This is a genomic window from Pseudomonas sp. LBUM1666 (assembly GCF_059695775.1).
Map to the genome: position 1 here is coordinate 3,592,940 of NZ_CP166789.1, position 19,497 is coordinate 3,612,436.

At 59.6% G+C, this 19,497-nt stretch carries 17 protein-coding genes; 12 read left to right on the top strand and 5 right to left on the bottom strand.

Annotated elements, in window-relative coordinates:
• The first annotated feature begins 70 nt into the window (after nt 1–70).
• Nucleotides 71–3,781, top strand: coding sequence for a methionine synthase (gene metH, locus ACA056_RS16270; protein WP_497266080.1), 3,711 nt, complete (start codon nt 71–73; stop codon nt 3,779–3,781).
• 98 nt (nt 3,782–3,879) lie between these two features.
• The gene (locus ACA056_RS16275) at nt 3,880–4,098 is read left to right on the top strand and encodes a DUF2970 domain-containing protein (RefSeq protein WP_497266082.1); all 219 of its coding nucleotides are present in this window, start codon (nt 3,880–3,882) and stop codon (nt 4,096–4,098) included.
• Here ACA056_RS16275 and ACA056_RS16280 read toward each other — a convergent pair.
• Nucleotides 4,095–5,138: an ABC transporter substrate-binding protein gene (locus tag ACA056_RS16280; RefSeq protein ID WP_497266084.1), complete on the bottom strand. Its 1,044-nt coding sequence runs from the start codon at nt 5,136–5,138 to the stop codon at nt 4,095–4,097. The two genes, ACA056_RS16275 and ACA056_RS16280, sit on opposite strands and share 4 nt — an antisense overlap.
• 552 nt (nt 5,139–5,690) lie before the next feature.
• On the opposite strand from ACA056_RS16280, the gene ACA056_RS16285 reads away from it, so the two are divergent.
• Both ACA056_RS16285 and ACA056_RS16290 read left to right on the top strand, forming a co-directional pair.
• Nucleotides 5,691–7,349 carry a nitrite/sulfite reductase gene (locus ACA056_RS16285; RefSeq protein WP_497266086.1) on the top strand — a complete coding sequence of 553 codons (1,659 nt, stop codon included), beginning with the start codon at nt 5,691–5,693 and terminating at the stop codon, nt 7,347–7,349.
• Nucleotides 7,333–7,827, top strand: a complete 495-nt coding sequence (locus ACA056_RS16290) for a DUF934 domain-containing protein (protein ID WP_497266088.1) — start codon at nt 7,333–7,335, stop codon at nt 7,825–7,827. Before ACA056_RS16285 ends, ACA056_RS16290 begins: the two co-directional genes overlap by 17 nt.
• Before the next feature lie 84 nt (nt 7,828–7,911).
• Here the strand turns inward: ACA056_RS16290 and sohB are convergent, their stop codons facing one another.
• Nucleotides 7,912–8,934, bottom strand: a complete 1,023-nt coding sequence (gene sohB / locus ACA056_RS16295; RefSeq protein ID WP_489263264.1) for a protease SohB — start codon at nt 8,932–8,934, stop codon at nt 7,912–7,914.
• A 203-nt stretch (nt 8,935–9,137) separates the two neighbouring features.
• Here sohB and ACA056_RS16300 point away from each other — a divergent pair, with 203 nt between their 5' ends.
• The 6 genes from ACA056_RS16300 to ACA056_RS16325 all read left to right on the top strand — a co-directional run bounded on the left by ACA056_RS16300 (nt 9,138) and on the right by ACA056_RS16325 (nt 15,690).
• Nucleotides 9,138–9,848, top strand: a complete 711-nt coding sequence (locus tag ACA056_RS16300; RefSeq protein ID WP_497266091.1) for a histidine phosphatase family protein — start codon at nt 9,138–9,140, stop codon at nt 9,846–9,848.
• A 64-nt stretch (nt 9,849–9,912) separates the two neighbouring features.
• Nucleotides 9,913–10,227 carry an SCP2 sterol-binding domain-containing protein gene (locus tag ACA056_RS16305; protein ID WP_008154977.1) on the top strand — a complete coding sequence of 105 codons (315 nt, stop codon included), beginning with the start codon at nt 9,913–9,915 and terminating at the stop codon, nt 10,225–10,227.
• Nucleotides 10,228–10,534: 307 nt separating this feature from the next.
• Nucleotides 10,535–12,382 (top strand): amidohydrolase, encoded by a 1,848-nt coding sequence (locus ACA056_RS16310; RefSeq protein ID WP_497273547.1) that lies wholly within the window; start codon nt 10,535–10,537, stop codon nt 12,380–12,382.
• A gap of 103 nt (nt 12,383–12,485) precedes the next feature.
• Nucleotides 12,486–13,349: a LysR family transcriptional regulator gene (locus ACA056_RS16315; protein WP_111449840.1), complete on the top strand. Its 864-nt coding sequence runs from the start codon at nt 12,486–12,488 to the stop codon at nt 13,347–13,349.
• A 107-nt stretch (nt 13,350–13,456) separates the two neighbouring features.
• Complete coding sequence (locus tag ACA056_RS16320; RefSeq protein ID WP_497266094.1) at nt 13,457–14,602, top strand: SRPBCC family protein; 1,146 nt, start codon at nt 13,457–13,459, stop codon at nt 14,600–14,602.
• Nucleotides 14,599–15,690 (top strand): SMP-30/gluconolactonase/LRE family protein, encoded by a 1,092-nt coding sequence (locus tag ACA056_RS16325; RefSeq protein ID WP_497266096.1) that lies wholly within the window; start codon nt 14,599–14,601, stop codon nt 15,688–15,690. The genes ACA056_RS16320 and ACA056_RS16325 overlap by 4 nt, the downstream gene beginning before the upstream one ends.
• An 11-nt stretch (nt 15,691–15,701) precedes the next feature.
• Here ACA056_RS16325 and ACA056_RS16330 read toward each other — a convergent pair whose 3' ends face one another.
• Both ACA056_RS16330 and ACA056_RS16335 read right to left on the bottom strand, forming a co-directional pair.
• On the bottom strand, nt 15,702–15,941 hold the full coding sequence (locus ACA056_RS16330; protein WP_497266098.1) for a hypothetical protein: 240 nt from the start codon (nt 15,939–15,941) through the stop codon (nt 15,702–15,704).
• A 111-nt stretch (nt 15,942–16,052) separates the two neighbouring features.
• Nucleotides 16,053–16,295: a DUF465 domain-containing protein gene (locus tag ACA056_RS16335; protein ID WP_076030754.1), complete on the bottom strand. Its 243-nt coding sequence runs from the start codon at nt 16,293–16,295 to the stop codon at nt 16,053–16,055.
• A 217-nt stretch (nt 16,296–16,512) separates the two neighbouring features.
• Between ACA056_RS16335 and ACA056_RS16340 the strand changes: the two genes are divergently transcribed.
• Nucleotides 16,513–17,034, top strand: a complete 522-nt coding sequence (locus ACA056_RS16340) for a DUF4142 domain-containing protein (protein WP_497266100.1) — start codon at nt 16,513–16,515, stop codon at nt 17,032–17,034.
• A gap of 51 nt (nt 17,035–17,085) precedes the next feature.
• On the opposite strand, the gene ACA056_RS16345 is transcribed toward ACA056_RS16340, so the two are convergent.
• On the bottom strand, nt 17,086–17,274 hold the full coding sequence (locus tag ACA056_RS16345; protein WP_497273612.1) for a hypothetical protein: 189 nt from the start codon (nt 17,272–17,274) through the stop codon (nt 17,086–17,088).
• Between the two features lie 174 nt (nt 17,275–17,448).
• On the opposite strand from ACA056_RS16345, the gene ACA056_RS16350 reads away from it, so the two are divergent.
• Nucleotides 17,449–19,395 carry a PAS domain-containing hybrid sensor histidine kinase/response regulator gene (locus ACA056_RS16350; RefSeq protein ID WP_497266102.1) on the top strand — a complete coding sequence of 649 codons (1,947 nt, stop codon included), beginning with the start codon at nt 17,449–17,451 and terminating at the stop codon, nt 19,393–19,395.
• The last annotated feature ends 102 nt before the right edge of the window (nt 19,396–19,497 follow it).

Consider the following 19,497-nt stretch of genomic DNA (forward strand, 5'->3'; position numbering starts at 1 on the left):
GACATGCTCTAAAACCGCACAGGTTTGCTATTATCCCGCCCCTTCGTCATGGTCTTTCCGAGTAGTCCAAATGTCCGATCGCAGTGTTCGCCTTCAAGCTCTCAAGCACGCCCTCAAAGAGCGCATCCTGATTCTCGATGGCGGCATGGGCACGATGATCCAGAGCTACAAGCTCGAAGAGCAGGACTACCGCGGCAAACGCTTCGCCGACTGGCCAAGTGACGTCAAGGGCAACAACGACCTGTTGATCCTGACACGCCCGGACGTGATTGGCGCCATCGAGAAAGCCTACCTGGATGCCGGCGCCGACATTCTGGAAACCAACACCTTCAACGCCACCCAGGTGTCCCAGGCCGATTACGGCATGCAAGGCCTGGCGTACGAGCTAAACGTAGAAGGCGCACGTCTGGCGCGCAAGGTTGCAGACGCCAAGACCCTGGAAACCCCGGACAAGCCGCGCTTCGTCGCTGGCGTGCTCGGTCCTACAAGTCGCACCTGCTCGCTGTCGCCTGACGTGAACAACCCCGGCTACCGCAACGTGACCTTCGATGAACTGGTGGAAAACTACACCGAGGCCACCAAAGGCCTGATCGAAGGCGGCGCCGACCTGATCCTGATCGAGACCATTTTCGACACCCTGAACGCCAAAGCGGCGATTTTCGCGGTGCAAGGTGTGTACGAAGAACTCGGCGTCGAATTGCCGATCATGATCTCCGGCACCATTACCGATGCCTCCGGCCGTACGCTCTCCGGCCAGACCACCGAAGCCTTCTGGAACTCCGTGGCCCACGCCAAGCCGATCTCGGTCGGCCTGAACTGCGCCCTCGGCGCCAGCGAGTTGCGTCCGTACCTGGAAGAGCTGTCGAACAAGGCCAGCACCCACGTATCCGCGCACCCGAACGCCGGCCTGCCGAACGAATTCGGCGAGTACGACGAACTGCCGTCGGAAACTGCCAAGGTCATCGAAGAATTCGCCCAAAGCGGCTTCCTCAACATCGTCGGCGGTTGCTGCGGCACCACGCCGGGCCATATCGAAGCCATCGCCAAGGCCGTGGCCGGTTATGCGCCGCGTGAAATTCCGGACATCCCGAAGGCCTGCCGCCTGTCGGGCCTGGAACCGTTCACCATCGATCGCAACTCGTTGTTCATCAACGTCGGCGAGCGGACCAACATCACCGGTTCAGCCAAGTTCGCCCGCCTGATCCGTGAAGACAACTACACCGAAGCCCTGGAAGTCGCCCTGCAACAGGTCGAAGCCGGCGCCCAGGTGATCGACATCAACATGGACGAAGGGATGCTCGATTCGAAGAAGGCCATGGTGACCTTCCTCAATCTGATTGCCGGCGAGCCAGACATCTCCCGCGTACCGATCATGATCGACTCCTCCAAGTGGGAAGTGATCGAAGCCGGCCTGAAATGCATTCAGGGCAAGGGCATCGTCAACTCGATCAGCATGAAAGAAGGCGTCGAGCAGTTCATTCATCACGCCAAACTGTGCAAGCGCTACGGCGCCGCCGTGGTGGTGATGGCCTTCGACGAAGCCGGCCAGGCCGACACCGAAGCGCGCAAGAAAGAAATCTGCAAACGCTCCTACGACATTCTGGTCAACGAAGTCGGCTTCCCGCCGGAAGACATCATCTTCGACCCGAACATCTTCGCCATCGCCACCGGCATCGAAGAACACAACAACTACGCTGTGGACTTCATCAACGCCTGTGCCTACATCCGTGACGAACTGCCGTACGCGCTGACCTCCGGAGGCGTGTCCAACGTGTCGTTTTCGTTCCGGGGCAACAACCCGGTGCGCGAGGCGATTCACTCGGTGTTCCTGCTGTATGCGATCCGCAACGGCCTGACCATGGGTATCGTCAACGCCGGCCAGCTGGAGATCTACGACCAGATCCCGGCCGAACTGCGTGACGCCGTGGAAGACGTAGTGCTCAACCGCACCCCGGAAGGCACTGACGCCCTCCTCGCCATTGCCGACAAGTACAAGGGCGACGGCAGCGTCAAGGAAGCCGAGACCGAAGAGTGGCGCGGCTGGCCCGTCAACAAGCGTCTGGAGCATGCGCTGGTCAAAGGCATCACTACGCACATTGTTGAAGACACCGAAGAATCGCGTCAGTCGTTCGCTCGCCCGATCGAAGTAATCGAAGGCCCGCTGATGTCCGGCATGAACATCGTCGGCGACCTGTTCGGCGCCGGCAAAATGTTCCTGCCGCAAGTGGTGAAATCCGCCCGCGTGATGAAGCAGGCCGTGGCCCACTTGATCCCGTTCATCGAACTGGAAAAAGGCGACAAACCGGAAGCCAAGGGCAAAATCCTGATGGCCACGGTAAAAGGCGACGTGCACGACATCGGCAAGAACATCGTCGGCGTGGTGCTGGGCTGTAACGGCTACGACATCGTCGACCTCGGCGTGATGGTCCCGGCCGAGAAAATCCTGCAGGTAGCCAAGGAGCAGAAGTGCGACATCATCGGCCTGTCCGGGCTGATCACCCCTTCGCTGGATGAAATGGTCCACGTCGCCCGCGAGATGCAGCGTCAGGACTTCCATCTGCCGCTGATGATCGGTGGCGCGACCACCTCGAAAGCGCACACGGCGGTGAAGATCGAGCCCAAATACAGCAACGACGCAGTGATCTATGTCACCGACGCCTCTCGCGCCGTGGGCGTGGCGACGCAGTTGCTGTCCAAGGAATTGAAGCCGGCGTTCATCGAGAAGACTCGCCTGGAATACATCGAAGTCCGCGAGCGCACCGCCAACCGCAGCGCCCGCACCGAACGCCTGAGCTACCCGGCGGCCATCGCCAAGAAGCCACAGTTCGACTGGAGCACTTACGAGCCGGTCAAACCGACGTTTACCGGTGCCAAGGTGCTGGACAACATCGACTTGAAAGTCCTGGCCGAATACATCGACTGGACGCCGTTCTTTATCTCCTGGGACCTGGCTGGCAAGTACCCGCGCATTCTGCAGGACGAAGTGGTCGGTGAAGCCGCCACTGCGCTGTTCGCCGATGCTCAGGAAATGCTCGCCAAGCTGATCGACGAGAAACTCATCAGCGCCCGTGCGGTGTTCGGCTTCTGGCCGGCCAACCAGGTGCGTGAAGATGACATTGAAGTCTATGGCGATGACGGCAAGCCGATTGCCAAGCTGCATCACCTGCGTCAGCAGATCATCAAGACCGACGGCAAACCGAACTTCTCCCTGGCTGACTTCGTTGCACCGAAGGACAGCGAAGTGACCGACTACGTGGGTGGTTTCATCACCACTGCCGGGATCGGCGCCGAAGAAGTGGCCAAGGCCTATCAGGATGCCGGCGACGATTACAACTCGATCATGGTCAAGGCCTTGGCCGACCGCTTGGCCGAGGCTTGCGCCGAGTGGCTGCACCAGCAGGTCCGTAAAGATTACTGGGGTTACGCCAAGGACGAGACGCTCGACAACGAGGCGCTGATCAAAGAGCAATACACCGGCATCCGCCCTGCCCCGGGCTACCCGGCCTGCCCGGATCACACCGAGAAATCCACGCTGTTCAAGTTGCTGGACCCTGAGGCCTCGGAAATGAAAGCTGGCCGCAGCGGCGTGTTCCTTACCGAGCACTACGCCATGTTCCCGGCAGCAGCGGTCAGCGGTTGGTACTTTGCTCACCCGCAGGCGCAGTATTTTGCCGTGGGCAAGATCGACAAGGATCAGGTGCAGAGCTACACGTCGCGCAAGGGTCAGGAGTTGAGCGTAACTGAGCGGTGGTTGGCGCCGAACCTGGGTTACGACAACTAACTCCCTTCCCTCTGATCGTTCCCTCACTCTGCGTGGGAACGATCTATCACTGCAACATTGTCTATGCTTAGCTCTCACACATGCGTGACGAGGGGTTTATGGACGATCCAGCCGACAACAAGCCGCCCACTTTCTGGCAGATGCTGCATAGCATCATGGCGGCGGCGTTCGGGGTGCAGAGCGGGAAGAACCGGGCGCGGGACTTCACTCACGGCAAACCCAGTCATTTCGTGATTCTGGGGATATTGTTCACCGCGGTGTTCGCATTGACGCTGTATGGCATCGTGCAACTGGTGGTGCATCTGGCCGGGGTTTAGCGCATCAAGGTTTGCAGGCTGAACGGATAGCGATACGACGTCGACCGGCCCTTGGCTGAAAGACGGCGGAAGTTCACACCGTAATCCGGTGATTCTCCCATGGCCAGCAATCGCTTGGCCTGTGCCTTGTCGATCAGTTGCAACAACGGGATTTGCCGGTCTCGGCCGCCGTAATGGCTGAGATCCACGCCCTGCTCAAGATCATGCAACTCCACCAGCGCCCAGCCGCCCAACGTGAAGTGCCCGCCCAACAGCACGCTGATGCGTCCGTCGACTGTCGCCTGTAACGCCGCCGGCGAGGTGTTGACCGCACTGAACAACGCATCCTTGCCGGGTATCCCACCCGTCTCCGAATACGCCTGCATGGCGCCAAACGCCATTTCGTCATTGGCTGACCACACCAGCGAGACCTTCGGGTAACGCCGAAACAGAAGTTTGGCCTGTTCGTAGGCCCGTTCCCGAGTCCAGCCGCTATAAACCAGTTGGCGCAACCGCACTTCAGGGTGCTCGGCCAAGGCCCGCATCATGCCTTGCTCGCGCAGTTGCGCCGAAGGGGTGATCTTCAGGCCGGAAAACGCTAGCAACTCAATGACCTGACCGGGCGCCGCGGGCGGATGCTGGCGAATCAGTTCCTTGAGCATCAGGTAGCCACCCTCCTCATCGTTGGGCACCAGGCTGCCCAACTGATCAGAGCGATCCCCCAGCAGACTCTGCTGATTGGCCGTCAGCGAAGCGTTAACCATAAACAGCTTTACCCCGCTGCCCTGGGCCAGACGAATGATCTGCGGGGCGACGTACTGTTCGTTGGCGAACACCAGATAGTCCGGACGATCGGGGCCTTGCAGCGCCTGACGCGCTTGCGCCAACGTGAGCTCCGGCATGCGTCGGGAATAGAGAATTCGCAGATCAATGCCCAGATCCGTGGCTGCCGCCTGCATGAATTGCGAATAGCTGATCCAGAAGGCTTCGTCAGTCTTTCCGGGGCTCAGGAACAATACCGATTCCGCGCGCGCAACGGGGCCGTAAACCGCGCCAAGCATCAGCAGGAATGAGTAGAAAACTTCAACATTGATCGTCCGAGCCCCCCGGCAATTCGCCGCGCATTATAGCCAGCGAAGTCCCGGAAAACGGCGTTTATTCCGGTTATTGTCCGACAATCGTCGGAATGGAGCCCGGACGGGGTCGGTTATTGATGGCTGACCCAAAATACCGCTGTGCCCACGACCAGAATGATCAGGAACAGAATTGCCCAAGCATCGACCGTGCTATCGGGTTTTGACGTTTTAGTAGGGTTGCTCATTGCATCGCCTCTTGTCGGTTTTATCGGTGATTGCATAAAGACTCGAGCACAGTAAAGACGACGATTGCCCGCACCACAAATAAGGGTTTAGTAATAACGGTTCTCGTTAGTCGTTTTGGTTCTTTACATATACTCAAACATCACTTTTGCGCATAACTGCAAACTGGTATCTTGCCCCGGCTCCGTTGGGAGTGCGCGGCCGTGCGCGCAGAATTGCCGAGGCAGTATCGGAGACTTCTAGGCGAAAAACGCAACTGGATCCGACCGGCCCAAGCCTGAGAACAGGACTTATATGTACGTATATGACGAGTACGATCAGCGGATCATCGAGGACCGCGTCAAGCAGTTCCGTGATCAGACCCGACGCTATCTGGCAGGTGAGCTGAGCGAAGAAGAATTCCGCCCTCTGCGCCTGCAAAATGGCCTTTATATCCAGCGCTTCGCGCCGATGTTGCGGGTGGCGGTGCCTTACGGCCAACTGACTTCGCGCCAGACGCGAATGATGGCCAGGATTGCCCGTGACTACGACAAGGGCTATGCCCACATCAGCACCCGGCAGAACGTACAGTTCAACTGGCCGGCGCTGGAAGACATCCCGGACATCCTTGCCGAACTGGCGACCGTGCAAATGCACGCGATCCAGACCAGCGGCAACTGCTTGCGCAACGTCACCACCGACCAGTTCGCCGGTGTCGCTGCCGACGAGCTGATCGATCCGCGCCCATGGTGCGAGATCGTTCGTCAGTGGACGACATTCCACCCTGAATTCGCTTACTTGCCGCGCAAGTTCAAGATCGCCATCAACGGTTCGACTTCCGACCGTGCGGCCATTGAAGTCCATGACATCGGCCTTGAGCCGGTGCACAACGCTGCTGGCGAGTTGGGCTTCCGTGTGCTGGTGGGTGGTGGTCTCGGCCGTACCCCGGTGGTGGGCGCGTTCATCAATGAATTCCTGCCGTGGCAAGACCTGTTGAGCTACCTCGACGCCATCCTGCGGGTCTACAACCGCTACGGCCGTCGTGACAACAAGTACAAGGCGCGGATCAAGATTCTGGTCAAGGCCCTGACACCTGAAGTCTTCGCGCAAAAAGTCGACGCAGAGATGGAACACCTTCGCGGTGGCCAGACCACGCTGACCGAAGCCGAAGTGCATCGCGTCGCCAAACACTTCGTCGACCCCGAGTACAAGGCTCTGGACAACCAGACCTTGGCGTTGGCCGAACTCGATAAAGAACACCCAGGCTTCGCGCGCTGGCGCACCCGCAATACTCTGGCCCACAAAAAGCCAGGTTATGTGGCCGTGACCCTGTCCCTGAAGCCGACCGGCGTTGCGCCGGGCGACATCACCGACAAGCAGCTCGATGCCGTTGCCGACCTGGCCGATCGTTACAGCTTCGGTCAGTTGCGCACCTCCCACGAGCAGAACATCATTCTGGCCGACGTTGAACAAAGTCAGTTGTTTGCGATGTGGGGCGAGTTGCGCGAGCAGGGCTTCGCCACGCCGAACATCGGCTTGCTGACCGACATCATCTGCTGCCCGGGCGGCGACTTCTGCTCCCTGGCCAACGCCAAGTCGATCCCGATCGCCGAGTCGATCCAGCGTCGCTTCGAAGATCTGGATTACCTGTTCGATATCGGCGAACTGGACCTGAACATCTCCGGCTGCATGAACGCCTGCGGTCACCACCACGTCGGCCACATCGGCATCCTCGGGGTGGACAAGAAAGGCGAAGAGTTCTACCAGGTGTCCCTGGGTGGCAGCGCCAGTCGTGACGCCAGCCTGGGCAAGATCCTCGGCCCGTCCTTCGCCCAGGAAGCCATGCCTGATGTGATTGAAAAGCTGATCGACGTGTACATCGAACAACGTACCGAAGACGAGCGTTTCATCGACACCTATCAGCGTATTGGCATCGACCTCTTCAAGGAGCGCGTCTATGCAGCGAATAATTAAGAACAACGAAGTCGTCGACGAAACCTGGCACTTGCTGCCCAAGGACTTCAACATCGACGAGATCAGCAACTGCGACGACCTGATCGTCCCGTTGCAGCTGTGGCGCGAACACAGCCGAATGCTCAAGGCCCGCGATGGCGGCCTGGGCGTGTGGCTGGATGCCGATGAAGAAGCGGAAGAAATCGGTGACGACGTGGAAGATTTCCAGGTGATCGCCCTGAACTTCCCAGCCTTCACTGACGGTCGCAACTACTCCAACGCCCGCCTGCTGCGTGACCGTTACGGGTTCAAAGGCGAACTGCGGGCAATCGGCGATGTGCTGCGCGACCAGCTGTTCTACCTGCACCGCTGCGGTTTCGACGCCTTTGCGATCCGCGCCGATAAAGACCCGTACGAAGCCCTGGAAGGTCTCAAGGACTTCTCGGTGACCTATCAGGCTGCTACCGACGAACCAATGCCACTGTTCCGTCGCCGCTAAGCACGCGTACAACAAAAAGCCCTGAATCGGAAATCCGGTTCAGGGCTTTTTTTGTGTCCGGCGTAAACGATTACGCGACGGTGCTTACCAGAAGCGTTGCTGGGTCAACCGGCTCCACCAGCTCAGCAGCACACGATCTACCGAGCCGCTGGCCGCCATGCCGATGCGCTCCTGCAGGCTTTTGCGTTCGGCGTAGTGCAAGTGGTACAGCTCGGACTTCTTGGCACGTTCGGCGAGGTATTCATCGCTGGTCTTGAGTTCGTCCACCAGTTGCTTGTCCAGCGCCGCGACGCCGAGCCAGATTTCACCGGTGGCCACTTCGTCGATGGCCAGTTGCGGGCGATAGCGGGAGACGAAGTTCTTGAACAACTGGTGAGTGATGTCCAGGTCTTCCTGGAACTTCTCGCGGCCCTTCTCGGTGTTTTCGCCAAACACCGTCAGGGTGCGCTTGTACTCGCCCGCGGTCAGCACTTCGAAGTCGATGTCGTGCTTTTTCAGCAGGCGGTTGACGTTAGGCAACTGCGCCACGACGCCAATCGAGCCGAGAATCGCGAACGGCGCACTGATGATCTTCTCGCCGATGCACGCCATCATGTAGCCGCCGCTTGCCGCGACCTTGTCGATGCACACGGTCAACGGCACACCGGCATCACGGATACGCGCCAGTTGCGAGGACGCCAGGCCGTAGCTGTGAACCATGCCGCCGCCGCTTTCCAGACGCAGCACCACTTCATCCTTGGGCGTGGCGAGGGTCAGCAGCGCGGTGATTTCATGGCGCAGGCTTTCAGTCGCCGATGCCTTGATGTCGCCGTCGAAATCGAGCACAAACACCCGTGGCTTGGCCTCGGTTTTCTTCTTTTGCTTTTTCTCGGTTTTAGCTTCGACCTTGCGCAAGGCCTTGAGCTGGTCCTTGTCGAGCAAGGTTTGCTCCAGGCGTTCACGCAGCCCTTTGTAGAAATCATTGAGTTTGCTGACTTGCAACTGGCCGACCGACTTGCGCCGACCTTTGCTGCGCAATGCCGCGAAACTGGCCAGGACCACCAGAATGGCGATCACCAGTGTCACGGTCTTAGCCAGAAAAACTGCGTACTCGGCAAAAAACTCCACAGGGACTCCTTTAATACGATGCGCTGCAAAAACGCGCGCGGGATACCTCCAGCATACCCATGCGCCGCCCCGGCGGCCAGCCGTGAAACCTCTGGCAACAGCCCTGTAACGGGCATTTCAAACAAGCGTATGTTTTTTCATTGACAGCTCACCCTCATCCTCATAACCTCGCCGAACCTTCAACGTACCGGGATGAAGCGGACGTGGGCAGTATCTATTTGATTCGACATGGCCAGGCCTCCTTTGGTGCAGACGACTATGACGTCCTGTCGCCCACCGGTGTTCGCCAGGCAGAAGTCCTCGGTCAGCACCTCGCCGAGCTGGGCATCAGCTTCGATCGCTGCCTCTCGGGCGACCTGCGCCGCCAGCAGCACACGGCCAACAGCGCACTGGAACAGTTCGCTGCGGCAGGCTTGCCGGTTCCCGTCCTGGAAATCGATTCCGCTTTCAATGAGTTCGACGCCGACGCGGTGATCCGCGCGCTGCTGCCAGCGATGTTACCGGACGAGCCCGAAGCGCTGCACATCCTGCGCAATGCCGCGCAAAACCGTGGCGAGTTCCAGCGCATCTTCGCTCTGATCATCGAGCGCTGGCTCGCCGGCACTTATGACACTCCTGGCCTGGAAAGCTGGCTGGGGTTTGTCGAACGGGTGCAAGCCGGTCTGCAGCGAATCCTCGAAAGCGCCGACAACACCCAGAAAATCGCCGTGTTCACCTCCGGCGGCACTATCACGGCCCTGCTCCATCTCATTACGCAAATGCCAGCAAAGCAGGCGTTTGAACTGAACTGGCAAATCGTCAACACCTCGCTCAACCTGCTGAAGTTTCGCGGTCGCGAGGTGGCTCTGTCTTCTTTCAACAGTCATGCGCACCTGCAACTGTTGAAGACCCCGGAACTCATCACGTTTCGCTGAGTCCGGACTATTGTGACCCTGGCTGTATTCACCCAGCTCTAATTACCCAAGAAAGGATCGAACCATGACCTCCGTAGCTGATGCCGTACAAGCAATGAAAGCCAAGTTCAACCCAGCCGCTGCTGCCGGTCTGGACCTGGTATTCGGTTTCCGCATCGACGACACCAAGAACTTCTCGCTGATCGTCAAAGACAGCACCTGCGAGCTCCAGGAAGGCGAAAACCCGGACGCCCAGGTGACTCTGGTGATGGACGGCGAAACCCTGGAAGGCATCGTCAGCGGCGAAACCGACGGCATGCAAGCCTTCATGGGCGGCAAACTGCGCGCTGAAGGCGACATGATGCTGGCCATGAAACTGTCCGAGCTGTTCCCGGCCTAATCGCGCTGCTCCCGACCTTCGGGGGCTCGCCTGGCTGCAAACGAATCCCGCCCCTCGTGGCGGGATTCGTCGTTTTTCGCCATTGGAAAACGGCTACCTGTGGATTTGCCGTCTATATTCCTTCTGGCCGCATGCGTCAGACATCGGCTGTTTGCCCTCGCTTTTTTTATCAAGAGCCTTTGCGCGGAGCATTGCCATGAGCCCACCTGACGACCACGACGGATTTAACCGCCGACGTGTACTGCAAGGCCTTTCGGCAGGCGCCGTCGGTGCCTGGATCAGCCCGCTAATCGCAGGGAGTAAAACCATGCCCGACGCCCCCGCCGACCTCATCCTGTACAACGGACGCCTGCACACCGTCGACCGCAAAAAACCTCAAGCCAGCGCCGTCGCGATCAAGGACGGACGCTTCGTGGTGGTCGGCAGCGATGCCCAGGCCATGGCCCTGCAAGGCCCCGGCACGCAAATTATCGACCTGCACGGTCGCACGGTGATTCCCGGTCTCAACGACTCGCACCTGCACCTGATCCGTGGTGGCCTCAACTACAACCTCGAATTGCGCTGGGAAGGCGTCCCCTCACTGGTCGATGCGTTGCGCATGCTCAAGGATCAGGCGGACCGCACGCCAACGCCGCAATGGGTGCGGGTGGTCGGTGGCTGGAACGAGTTCCAGTTCGCCGAAAAACGCCTGCCGACGATTGATGAACTGAACAAGGCCGCGCCAGACACCCCGGTATTCGTCCTGCACCTCTATGATCGCGCACTGCTCAACCGCGCCGCGTTGAAGGTGGTCGGGTATACCCGTGACACGCCGAACCCGCCGGGTGGCGAAATCCAGCGCGATGCCAATGGCGACCCGACGGGCATGCTGATCGCCCGCCCCAACGCGATGATTCTCTACTCGACCCTGGCCAAGGGGCCGAAACTGCCGCTGGAATACCAGGTCAACTCCACCCGCCAATTCATGCGAGAACTCAATCGCCTGGGTGTCACCAGCGCCATCGATGCCGGCGGCGGTTATCAGAATTATCCGGACGACTATCAAGTCATCCAGCAACTGGCCAAAGACCAGCAGCTCACGGTGCGCATTGCCTACAACCTATTCACGCAGAAACCCAAGGAAGAGCTGACCGACTTCAAGAACTGGACCAACACCTCCCACTACGGTCAGGGTGACGATTTTCTACGGCATAACGGTGCCGGGGAAATGCTGGTGTTCTCGGCGGCCGACTTCGAAGACTTTCTCGAACCCCGCCCAGACCTGCCGCAAACCATGGAACAGGAACTGGAACCGGTGGTCCGCCATCTGGTGGAACAGCGCTGGCCGTTCCGTCTGCACGCCACGTACAACGAATCCATCAGCCGCATGCTCGACGTGTTCGAGAAGGTTAATCGCGACATTCCGTTCGACGGTTTGCCGTGGTTCTTCGACCACGCCGAAACCATCACCCCGCAGAACATTGAACGTGTCAAAGCCTTGGGTGGCGGCATCGCGATCCAGGACCGCATGGCATTTCAGGGCGAATACTTCGTCGACCGTTACGGCGCCAAGGCTGCCGAAGCCACGCCGCCCATCGCTCGTATGCTGGCCGAAGGCATTCCGGTCGGTGCCGGCACCGATGCCACGCGCGTGTCCAGCTACAACCCCTGGACTTCGCTGTACTGGCTGGTCAGCGGTCGCACCGTCGGTGGTCTGGCGCTGTACCCGCAAGGCTTGAGCCGCGATACCGCGCTGGAACTCTTCACCCACGGCAGCGCCTGGTTTTCCTCCGAGCAAGGTAAGAAAGGCCAGATCAAGGTCGGGCAACTGGCGGACCTGATTGCGCTGTCGGCGGACTACTTCCACATCGAGGATGAAGCGGTCAAATGGATCGAATCGGTCCTGACCATCGTCGACGGCAAGATCGTCTACGGCAGCGTCGAGTTTGAAAAACTCGGACCGCCTCCCGTCCCCGTGGTGCCTGAATGGTCGCCCGTTGCCAAAGTACCGGGCCATTGGAAACCCCTGGCGCCGCTGACGGCGCAGGTTCATCAATGTGTCGGGGCTTGCGCGGTGCATGCGCATAGCCATGAACGGGCGCGGCTGTCCTCGGCGCCGGTCAGTGATTTCGCCGGTTTCTGGGGAGCGTTTGGTTGCTCCTGCTTTGCGTTTTGAACGAATCGCCAAGTGAAAGGAGAATCTGTGGCGAGGGAGCTTGCTCCCTCGCCACAGGTGAGCGGTGCTCTTACAATGGCGCACCTCCTGTACCGGCCGCCCAATGGACATCGATCTCGCCCGCACCTTTCTGGAAATCGTCCGCCACGGCAGCCTTGCCGCAGCCGCCGAAAAACTCCACGTCACCCAGACCGCGATCACCGCGCGCGTGCAGAAACTCGAGAGTCAACTGGGCAGCACCCTGTTCGTGCGCAACCGCGCCGGTGCGCGCCTGACGCCTAACGGTGAAGCCTTCGTGGTCTACGCCAATCAACTGGTCGAAACCTGGGAAGCGGCGCGACGGGACTTGCCGCTGCCCGAGGGTTACCGCGACGTGTTGCACATCGGTGGCGAGGTCAGTCTGTGCAACCCGCTGATGCTCAGTTGGGCCGGCGCGCTGCGCGAGAAGATTCCCAGCCACGCCCTGCGCATGGAAATCCGTGACGGTGAGAACCTGCTGCGCCAACTGGAACTGGGGGTTCTGGATGCAGCGCTGGTTTACCAGCCCGAGTATTGGCCGCGCCTGCAAGTCGAGCAGGTGCTGGAAGAAAAACTGGTCCTCATCCGCCTGGCCGCACGACCGGATCCCTACGTGTACATCGACTGGGGCCCGGACTTCCGCCGTCAGCACGATGCGGCCCTGCCGGAAAAAGCCAAAGCTGCGTTGAGCTTCAACCTCGGCCCACTGGGCTTGCAGTACATTCTGGAAAACGGCGGCAGCGGCTACTTCCGCACCCGGGTGGTCCAGAGTTATCTGCAAAGCGGTGTGCTGGAGCAAGTGCCCAAAGCCCCGGAATTCAGCTACCCGACCTATCTGGTTTACTCCCGCGACCGCGACTCCGCGACCTTGCAACACGCCTTCGACCTGCTGCGCGAAGTGATCAAATCCGACGATGACTGGTCGCAGCGCTGGAACCCGCTGACCTGAATCCGGTTTGCACCGGATCATGGCATCTGTGGCCTCACGGTTCGGCCCTCCTAAAACGCCGGGATCGTCTAATCTGCTGGAGATAACAAAAACAACAGGTGAACGCAGTGAGGCAAACCACCGAAGCATTCCGCGCCCGCTACCGCGCTGCTATTCATCCGCTCTACAACCCATGGCTGCACGGCGCTTTTGTGCTGCTGTTCGGGGTGCTGGCCATCGGCGGATTCTGGAGCACCGTGCACCAGGTACAGCCACTGGAATGGCTGGCGGTGCCGTTGACGTTGTTGTTTTTCAACTTCGGCGTGTACATGGTCCATCGGCACTTGGGGCATCATAAAAAAAACTTCGCGCGAATGTTCTACGCCCGCCATGCCGGCGACCATCACAGTTTTTTCACCCCCGGCCATATGACCTACAACAGCGTTCGGGACTGGCGGGTGATTTTGTTTCCAGCCTGGCTGATCGTGTTGCACACGGTCGTCATCACCCTGCCCGTCTGGTGGCTGCTTGCGCAGTTCGATGCCAACGTCGGCGGGTTATTCGGCGGCTGCCTGGTCCTCGGCTACCTGACCTATGAAGTGTTCCATGCCTGCGAGCACCTGCCACCCGAGAACCCCGTCACACGGTTGCCGTGGATCCGCCAGATGCGCCGCCTGCATGAACTGCATCACCGTCGTGAGCTGATGCAGGAACGCAATTTCAATATCGTTTTTCCGCTGATGGACTACCTGTTCGGCACCCTCTATTGGGAACCGGAGCCAACGGACCTGCACCCGACGAGAACGACCATGACCTGCATGCAGCATCAGATCGACATTGCTGGAAACCCGATTGACGTGCTCGCCTATGCCAGCACCGTGACCCGTTGGCCGGAGTGGCATCCTTCGTCCTTCAAGGTCGATGGCCAGAGCGGTCCATTGCATGCCGGGGGGCGGTTTGAGGAAGACATCAAGGCGGGCGGGCGTGAGGGACACTTGCACTGGGAGGTTAACGAATACCTGCCAGGACGCCGCTGGAGTGCCTGGGCCCATGACGATCACGGGTTGTCTTTAGCGGTGACTTACGAATGCGAGGCCTTGGGCGACGGCACACGCTTCATCCGCACGCTGGAGTATCAGTTCAGCGGCCTGGCGATGCGCATTGCCAATCGACTGTTGCTCAAGCGTCGCATCGATCGTGAGTCGGCAGCGTCGATGCTGGCGTTGCGTGAGATGGCGCAAAAACAATTGGCCCCGGCAGGAGTCAGCGCGTGAGTCGAACCGTCAAGTTTCGCCATGTGGTGTTGCTGGTGATCGTTGCCATCGGCGCCTTTCTGCTGCTGATGCCGACCAAGGTTCAACCGGTGGCCTGGACACCGCCACCGGCGCCCTCCCTCACCAGCGGCATCTACGCCGACAATCAGCGCCTCAAAGACGTGGAGCGCGTCGGCGCCGCTGATATCGACGGACCGGAAGCGTTGCTGCTGGAGGAAGACGTCCTCATCACGGGTTTGCATGACGGCCGATTGATCCGTACCAGCCTCGACGGCAAGGTCACCAAGGTTCTGGCCGATACGGGCGGCAGACCCTTGGGGCTGGCCCGTCACCCCAACGGCTTGCTGGTGATTGCCGACGGGGTCAAGGGCTTGCTGTCACTGGATGGCCAGGGCCGGTTGATTCCATTGACCACGGCGGCCAACGGCGTGCCCTTCGGTTTCACCGACGACGTGGCGATCGACAAGTCCGGGCACTACGCCTATTTCAGTGATGCCTCCAGTCGATTTGGCTACGGCAGTGACGGCGAAGCGATCATCGAGCATGGCGGCGATGGCCGCTTGCTGCGTTATGACTTCCAGACCGGCAAGACCGCGGTCCTGCTGGATAAGCTGGAGTTCGCCAACGGCGTGACGTTGGGACCGGACGATGCCTTTGTGTTGGTCAACGAAACAGGCGCCTATCGCATCAGTCGTTACTGGTTGAGCGGCCCCAAAGCCGGCACCCACGATCTATTCATCGACAACTTGCCAGGGTTGCCGGACAACCTCGCCTTCAATGGCCGCGACCGCTTCTGGGTGGCGCTTTATGCACCGCGCAACGCACTGCTCGATGCCACCGCACCGCATCCCTTCGTGCGCAAGATGATCGTGCGAGCCATGACTGTCCTGCCGAAACCGGTGGAGAAACGCGCCTTCGCGCTGGGCCTGGATCTGGACGGTAAAGTGATCGCCAACTTGCAGGACGGTAGCCGCGACAACTACTCGCCAATCACTACCGTTCGCGAGTATGGAGATTGGTTGTACTTCGGGTCGTTGAAGGCGAAAAACATGACGCGATTGCCGTTGAGCAAGGCATTGCAACAGTAAACGTGCCTGACTCAACGCGGATCCACCTCACCATCGCGTACCGCGTTATCCGTTTCTTCAAGCACCCTTTCCGGGTCCATGGCGGTGGAGTCATCCTCGTCCATCGGGATGGCACCTTCGTTATTCGGCAATTCGTCGATGCCCGGTTCATCTTCCGGATTGACGGTGGTGCGTCCTGGACTCAGGGGTTCGGGATGTGTCGGGATGGGGTCGTAGCCACCCTGCTCTTCGCTGGGGAATTTTGGATTCATGGGGGCACCTCGCATGGAGCCGTAAATTCGGACTCTGAACATTCGAGGTGCCGGTATTTATCGCCGTTCAAATTTTTCAGTCACCGATCGTCGGTGACCAGACAGGGCGCGTCAGGACGGCGTCTGGAGCCGATCAACGATCTTTTGCTTAACCTGCACGCGCTTCTCCTTGAGTTTCTTCAATGCGTCATCGCTGGGCGCATCCGATTTGGCGGTTTCGGCCTTTACGACCTCGGCGTCCGCCTGCGAATACTTGTTGATCAGTGAATCCAGTAACGGATCCTTGGTGCGTTTTTGCTGGATATCTTCCTTTGAAAGTTTGAGATCCTGATAAAGGTCGTGTGGCACCGGCATGGAACACCTCCGTTTGTTGATCGGAGGCAAACGCGATCAATAGCGTTCACCAACTATCAGAATGGCCTCGGTTAGCCGGTTCTGTCGACCGCCTATCAGACCAGCGGTGCCCGTTCGTCGCCATGCCGCAAACGCAATAAAACCTTTGTCCGCTCGTCGACCTCCACACGTTAACGATCAATCGATCGCCCATGAAAACCTATGTGGAGAATAACCAATGGACGGATTTACCCTGCGCCACCTCACGTTGGCCGTTGCCTTGAGCACCAGCATGGGCACGGCGTTCGCTGCCACTTCCAATGACTTCGTCGACAGCGCGGCCGCGGGCGGCATCGCGGAAATCGAAACGAGCCGATTGGCCCTGGAAAAAAGCTCATCGGCGGACATCAAGGCATTCGCCAACATGATGATCACCGACCATTCCAAGGCCAACGATGAACTGGCGGCGCTGGCGAAAAAGAATGACATCGAGGTGCCGGACAGCACGACGCTGGTCAAACAGGCGAAAGAGAAAATCCTCGACTTGCGCGATGAATCCTTCGACGCGGCCTATGCCAACAATCAGGTGAAGGCTCACGAAGACACCATCGAGCTGTTCAAGAAAGAAGCCAACACCGTGACGGACGACAAAGTCAAAGGCGCCACGGACCTGAAAGGTTTCGCGCAAAAAATGCTGCCGGCGCTGGAGAAGCATCTGGATATGGCGAAACAGCTCCAGGCGGCTCATCCGGGCAAATAGCCCTCCCACGAAAAGGCCGCACCGTTTGATGCGGCCTTTTTCAATCCCTGACTAGCCACCATCGGTGTCGATATCGGCATCGGTGTCATCCCCGGGTTTGGGCCGGTCGGGATTGGGCTTGAAACCCGGGCTGAACTCATTGTCGTTATCGGTGTGGAGTTGCTTCTGGTCGACCGCTTCGTCTGCGCTTTCCGGTTCGGCGGTTTTTGCGTTTTCCTCAAGATCACTGTCTTCTTGCATAAGTACCTCGTTCATCACTGCATGTGCGCGGCTGAAACAGTCGAGCCTTGAAGATTCGAAACCGCCCGGCAAGCAACGTTCCATCGAATGGATCGCCGACCCTTTGACTATGCTCAAGTGAACGGACACTTGTTGATCATGTACAGCTGTTGGTCATTGCTCTGGAGCCTGTCGATGAAGCGTGACATCCGTTTGCTGATCGTCGACGACAACATCGCCACGCGCTACGCCCTGCGCCGGCGCCTGGAACGCCACGGCTATGAAGTGCTCGAAGCTGGCACCGGCACCGAAGGCCTGGAGCTGATCGACAGCGTGACGATCGACGCGCTGATACTCGACGTCAATCTGCCGGACATGAGCGGCTTCGACATCGTGCGCAAACTGCGCGCCGAACCCGCCACCGCCCTGCTACCGGTGATTCACGTCTCGGCGGCCTCGATCCAGACCGGCGACATCATTACCGGCCTGGACGCGGGCGCCGATGCCTACCTGATCCACCCGGTAGACCCGGACGTGCTGCTCGCGACCTTGCGCACCTTGCTGCGGGTGCGTGAAACCGAAAATGCCCTGCGCGAAAGCGAGGCGCGGTTTCGGGAAATCTTTGTCAATGTCTCGGCGCCCATCGCGGTGCTGGATGCCGAGTTGAAGGTGCATGAATGCAACCATGCATTCGCGCAGCTGATTCAGAACAACCTCAACCCGGACACCCTGCGCGAGTGCTTTGCCGAGGATCAGGACGTCGTCATCGAGGAACTGCGTCTGCGTCTGGCCTATGGCGAGCGTTGGAAAGGCACCCTGAGCATGCGGGTCCACGGCGAGACTCGTGAAACCGAGTGGCAGATTTCGCCGTACCGCACGCCGGAACTGAGCCTGGTGTTTGTCGAGGATGTCACTGAACACCGACACCGCAAACGCTCGCACCTGGCCCGGCTTGACGATGCCACCACGCAGTTGGCCAAAGAAGTCGCCGAGCGGGCGCGAACCGAAGCTCAGCTGCTGCAAGTGCAGAAAATGGATGCACTGGGCAAGCTGACCGGGGGCATTGCCCACGACTTCAATAACTTGCTGACCGGCATCATCACCAGCCTGGAATTGATTCAGAAACGGATCGCCGCCTCACGCACCGACAAGGTTCAGTTTTACGCCGAAGCCGCCTTGAACTCGGCCATGAGTGCCGCGTCCCTGACCCATCGCCTGCTCGCCTTCGCGCGCCAACAGCCACTCGATACCCGGCCCGTGGACATCAACGAGCACGTGCGTTCCCTTGAGGAACTGCTGGTGCGCACCATCGGCGAGCGCATTACCTTGAAACTCGAATTGACCTCTAAAGCCGCCATCGCCCTGGTCGACCCCATTCAGCTCGAAAGCGCGATGCTCAATCTGGTGATCAACGCTCGCGATGCCTTGCCCCAGGGCGGCAACATTTGGGTCAGCACCTATGCCGCCTATTCCCATGGCGATCCCAATCTGGCCGATGGCGCCTATGTCGCGTTATCTGTGCGCGATGACGGTACCGGTATCGAACACAGCGTGATCAACAAGGTATTCGACCCGTTTTTCACCACCAAGCCGCTGGGCCGGGGCACCGGGCTGGGCTTGTCGACGATCTACGGGTTCGCCCGGCAATCGGGTGGCGATGCGCACATCCGCAGCGTCGCCCGGCGCGGCACCGAAGTGACCATCATGCTGCCGGCCTGTTCAGACCCCACGGCCGGCGAAGGCGAGCCAGCCACCGTCGATCATCAGGGTGCCGGCGAACATGTGTTGATCGTCGAGGACACGCCGTCGGTGCGCATGTTCGTGGCCGAAGTGTTGGTGGATGCCGGTTACCGTTGCACGCAGGTGGGCGACATCGAAGGTGCCCTCGAGCGCCTGCAAAACGATGAGTCCATCGACCTGTTGCTGACGGACGTCGGGCTACCGCGCATGAGCGGCCGCGAGCTGGCCGATGTGGCACGGGGCTGGCGCGAAAAGCTGCCGATCCTGTTCATGACCGGTTACGCCGAAACCGCGATCAACCGTCAGGTGTTCCTCGGTGATGGCATGGAGATGCTGATCAAGCCGTTCCAGATCAATGAACTGCTGGACAAGGTGCGGCGCACGCTCGACAGCGCCAGATAGATTGCCTTCGCGAGCAGGCTCGCTCCCACATTGGATCGGTGGTGTTCACAAATCCCCTGTGGGAGCGAACTTGCTCGCGAAGAGGCCAGCACAGGCATCGGC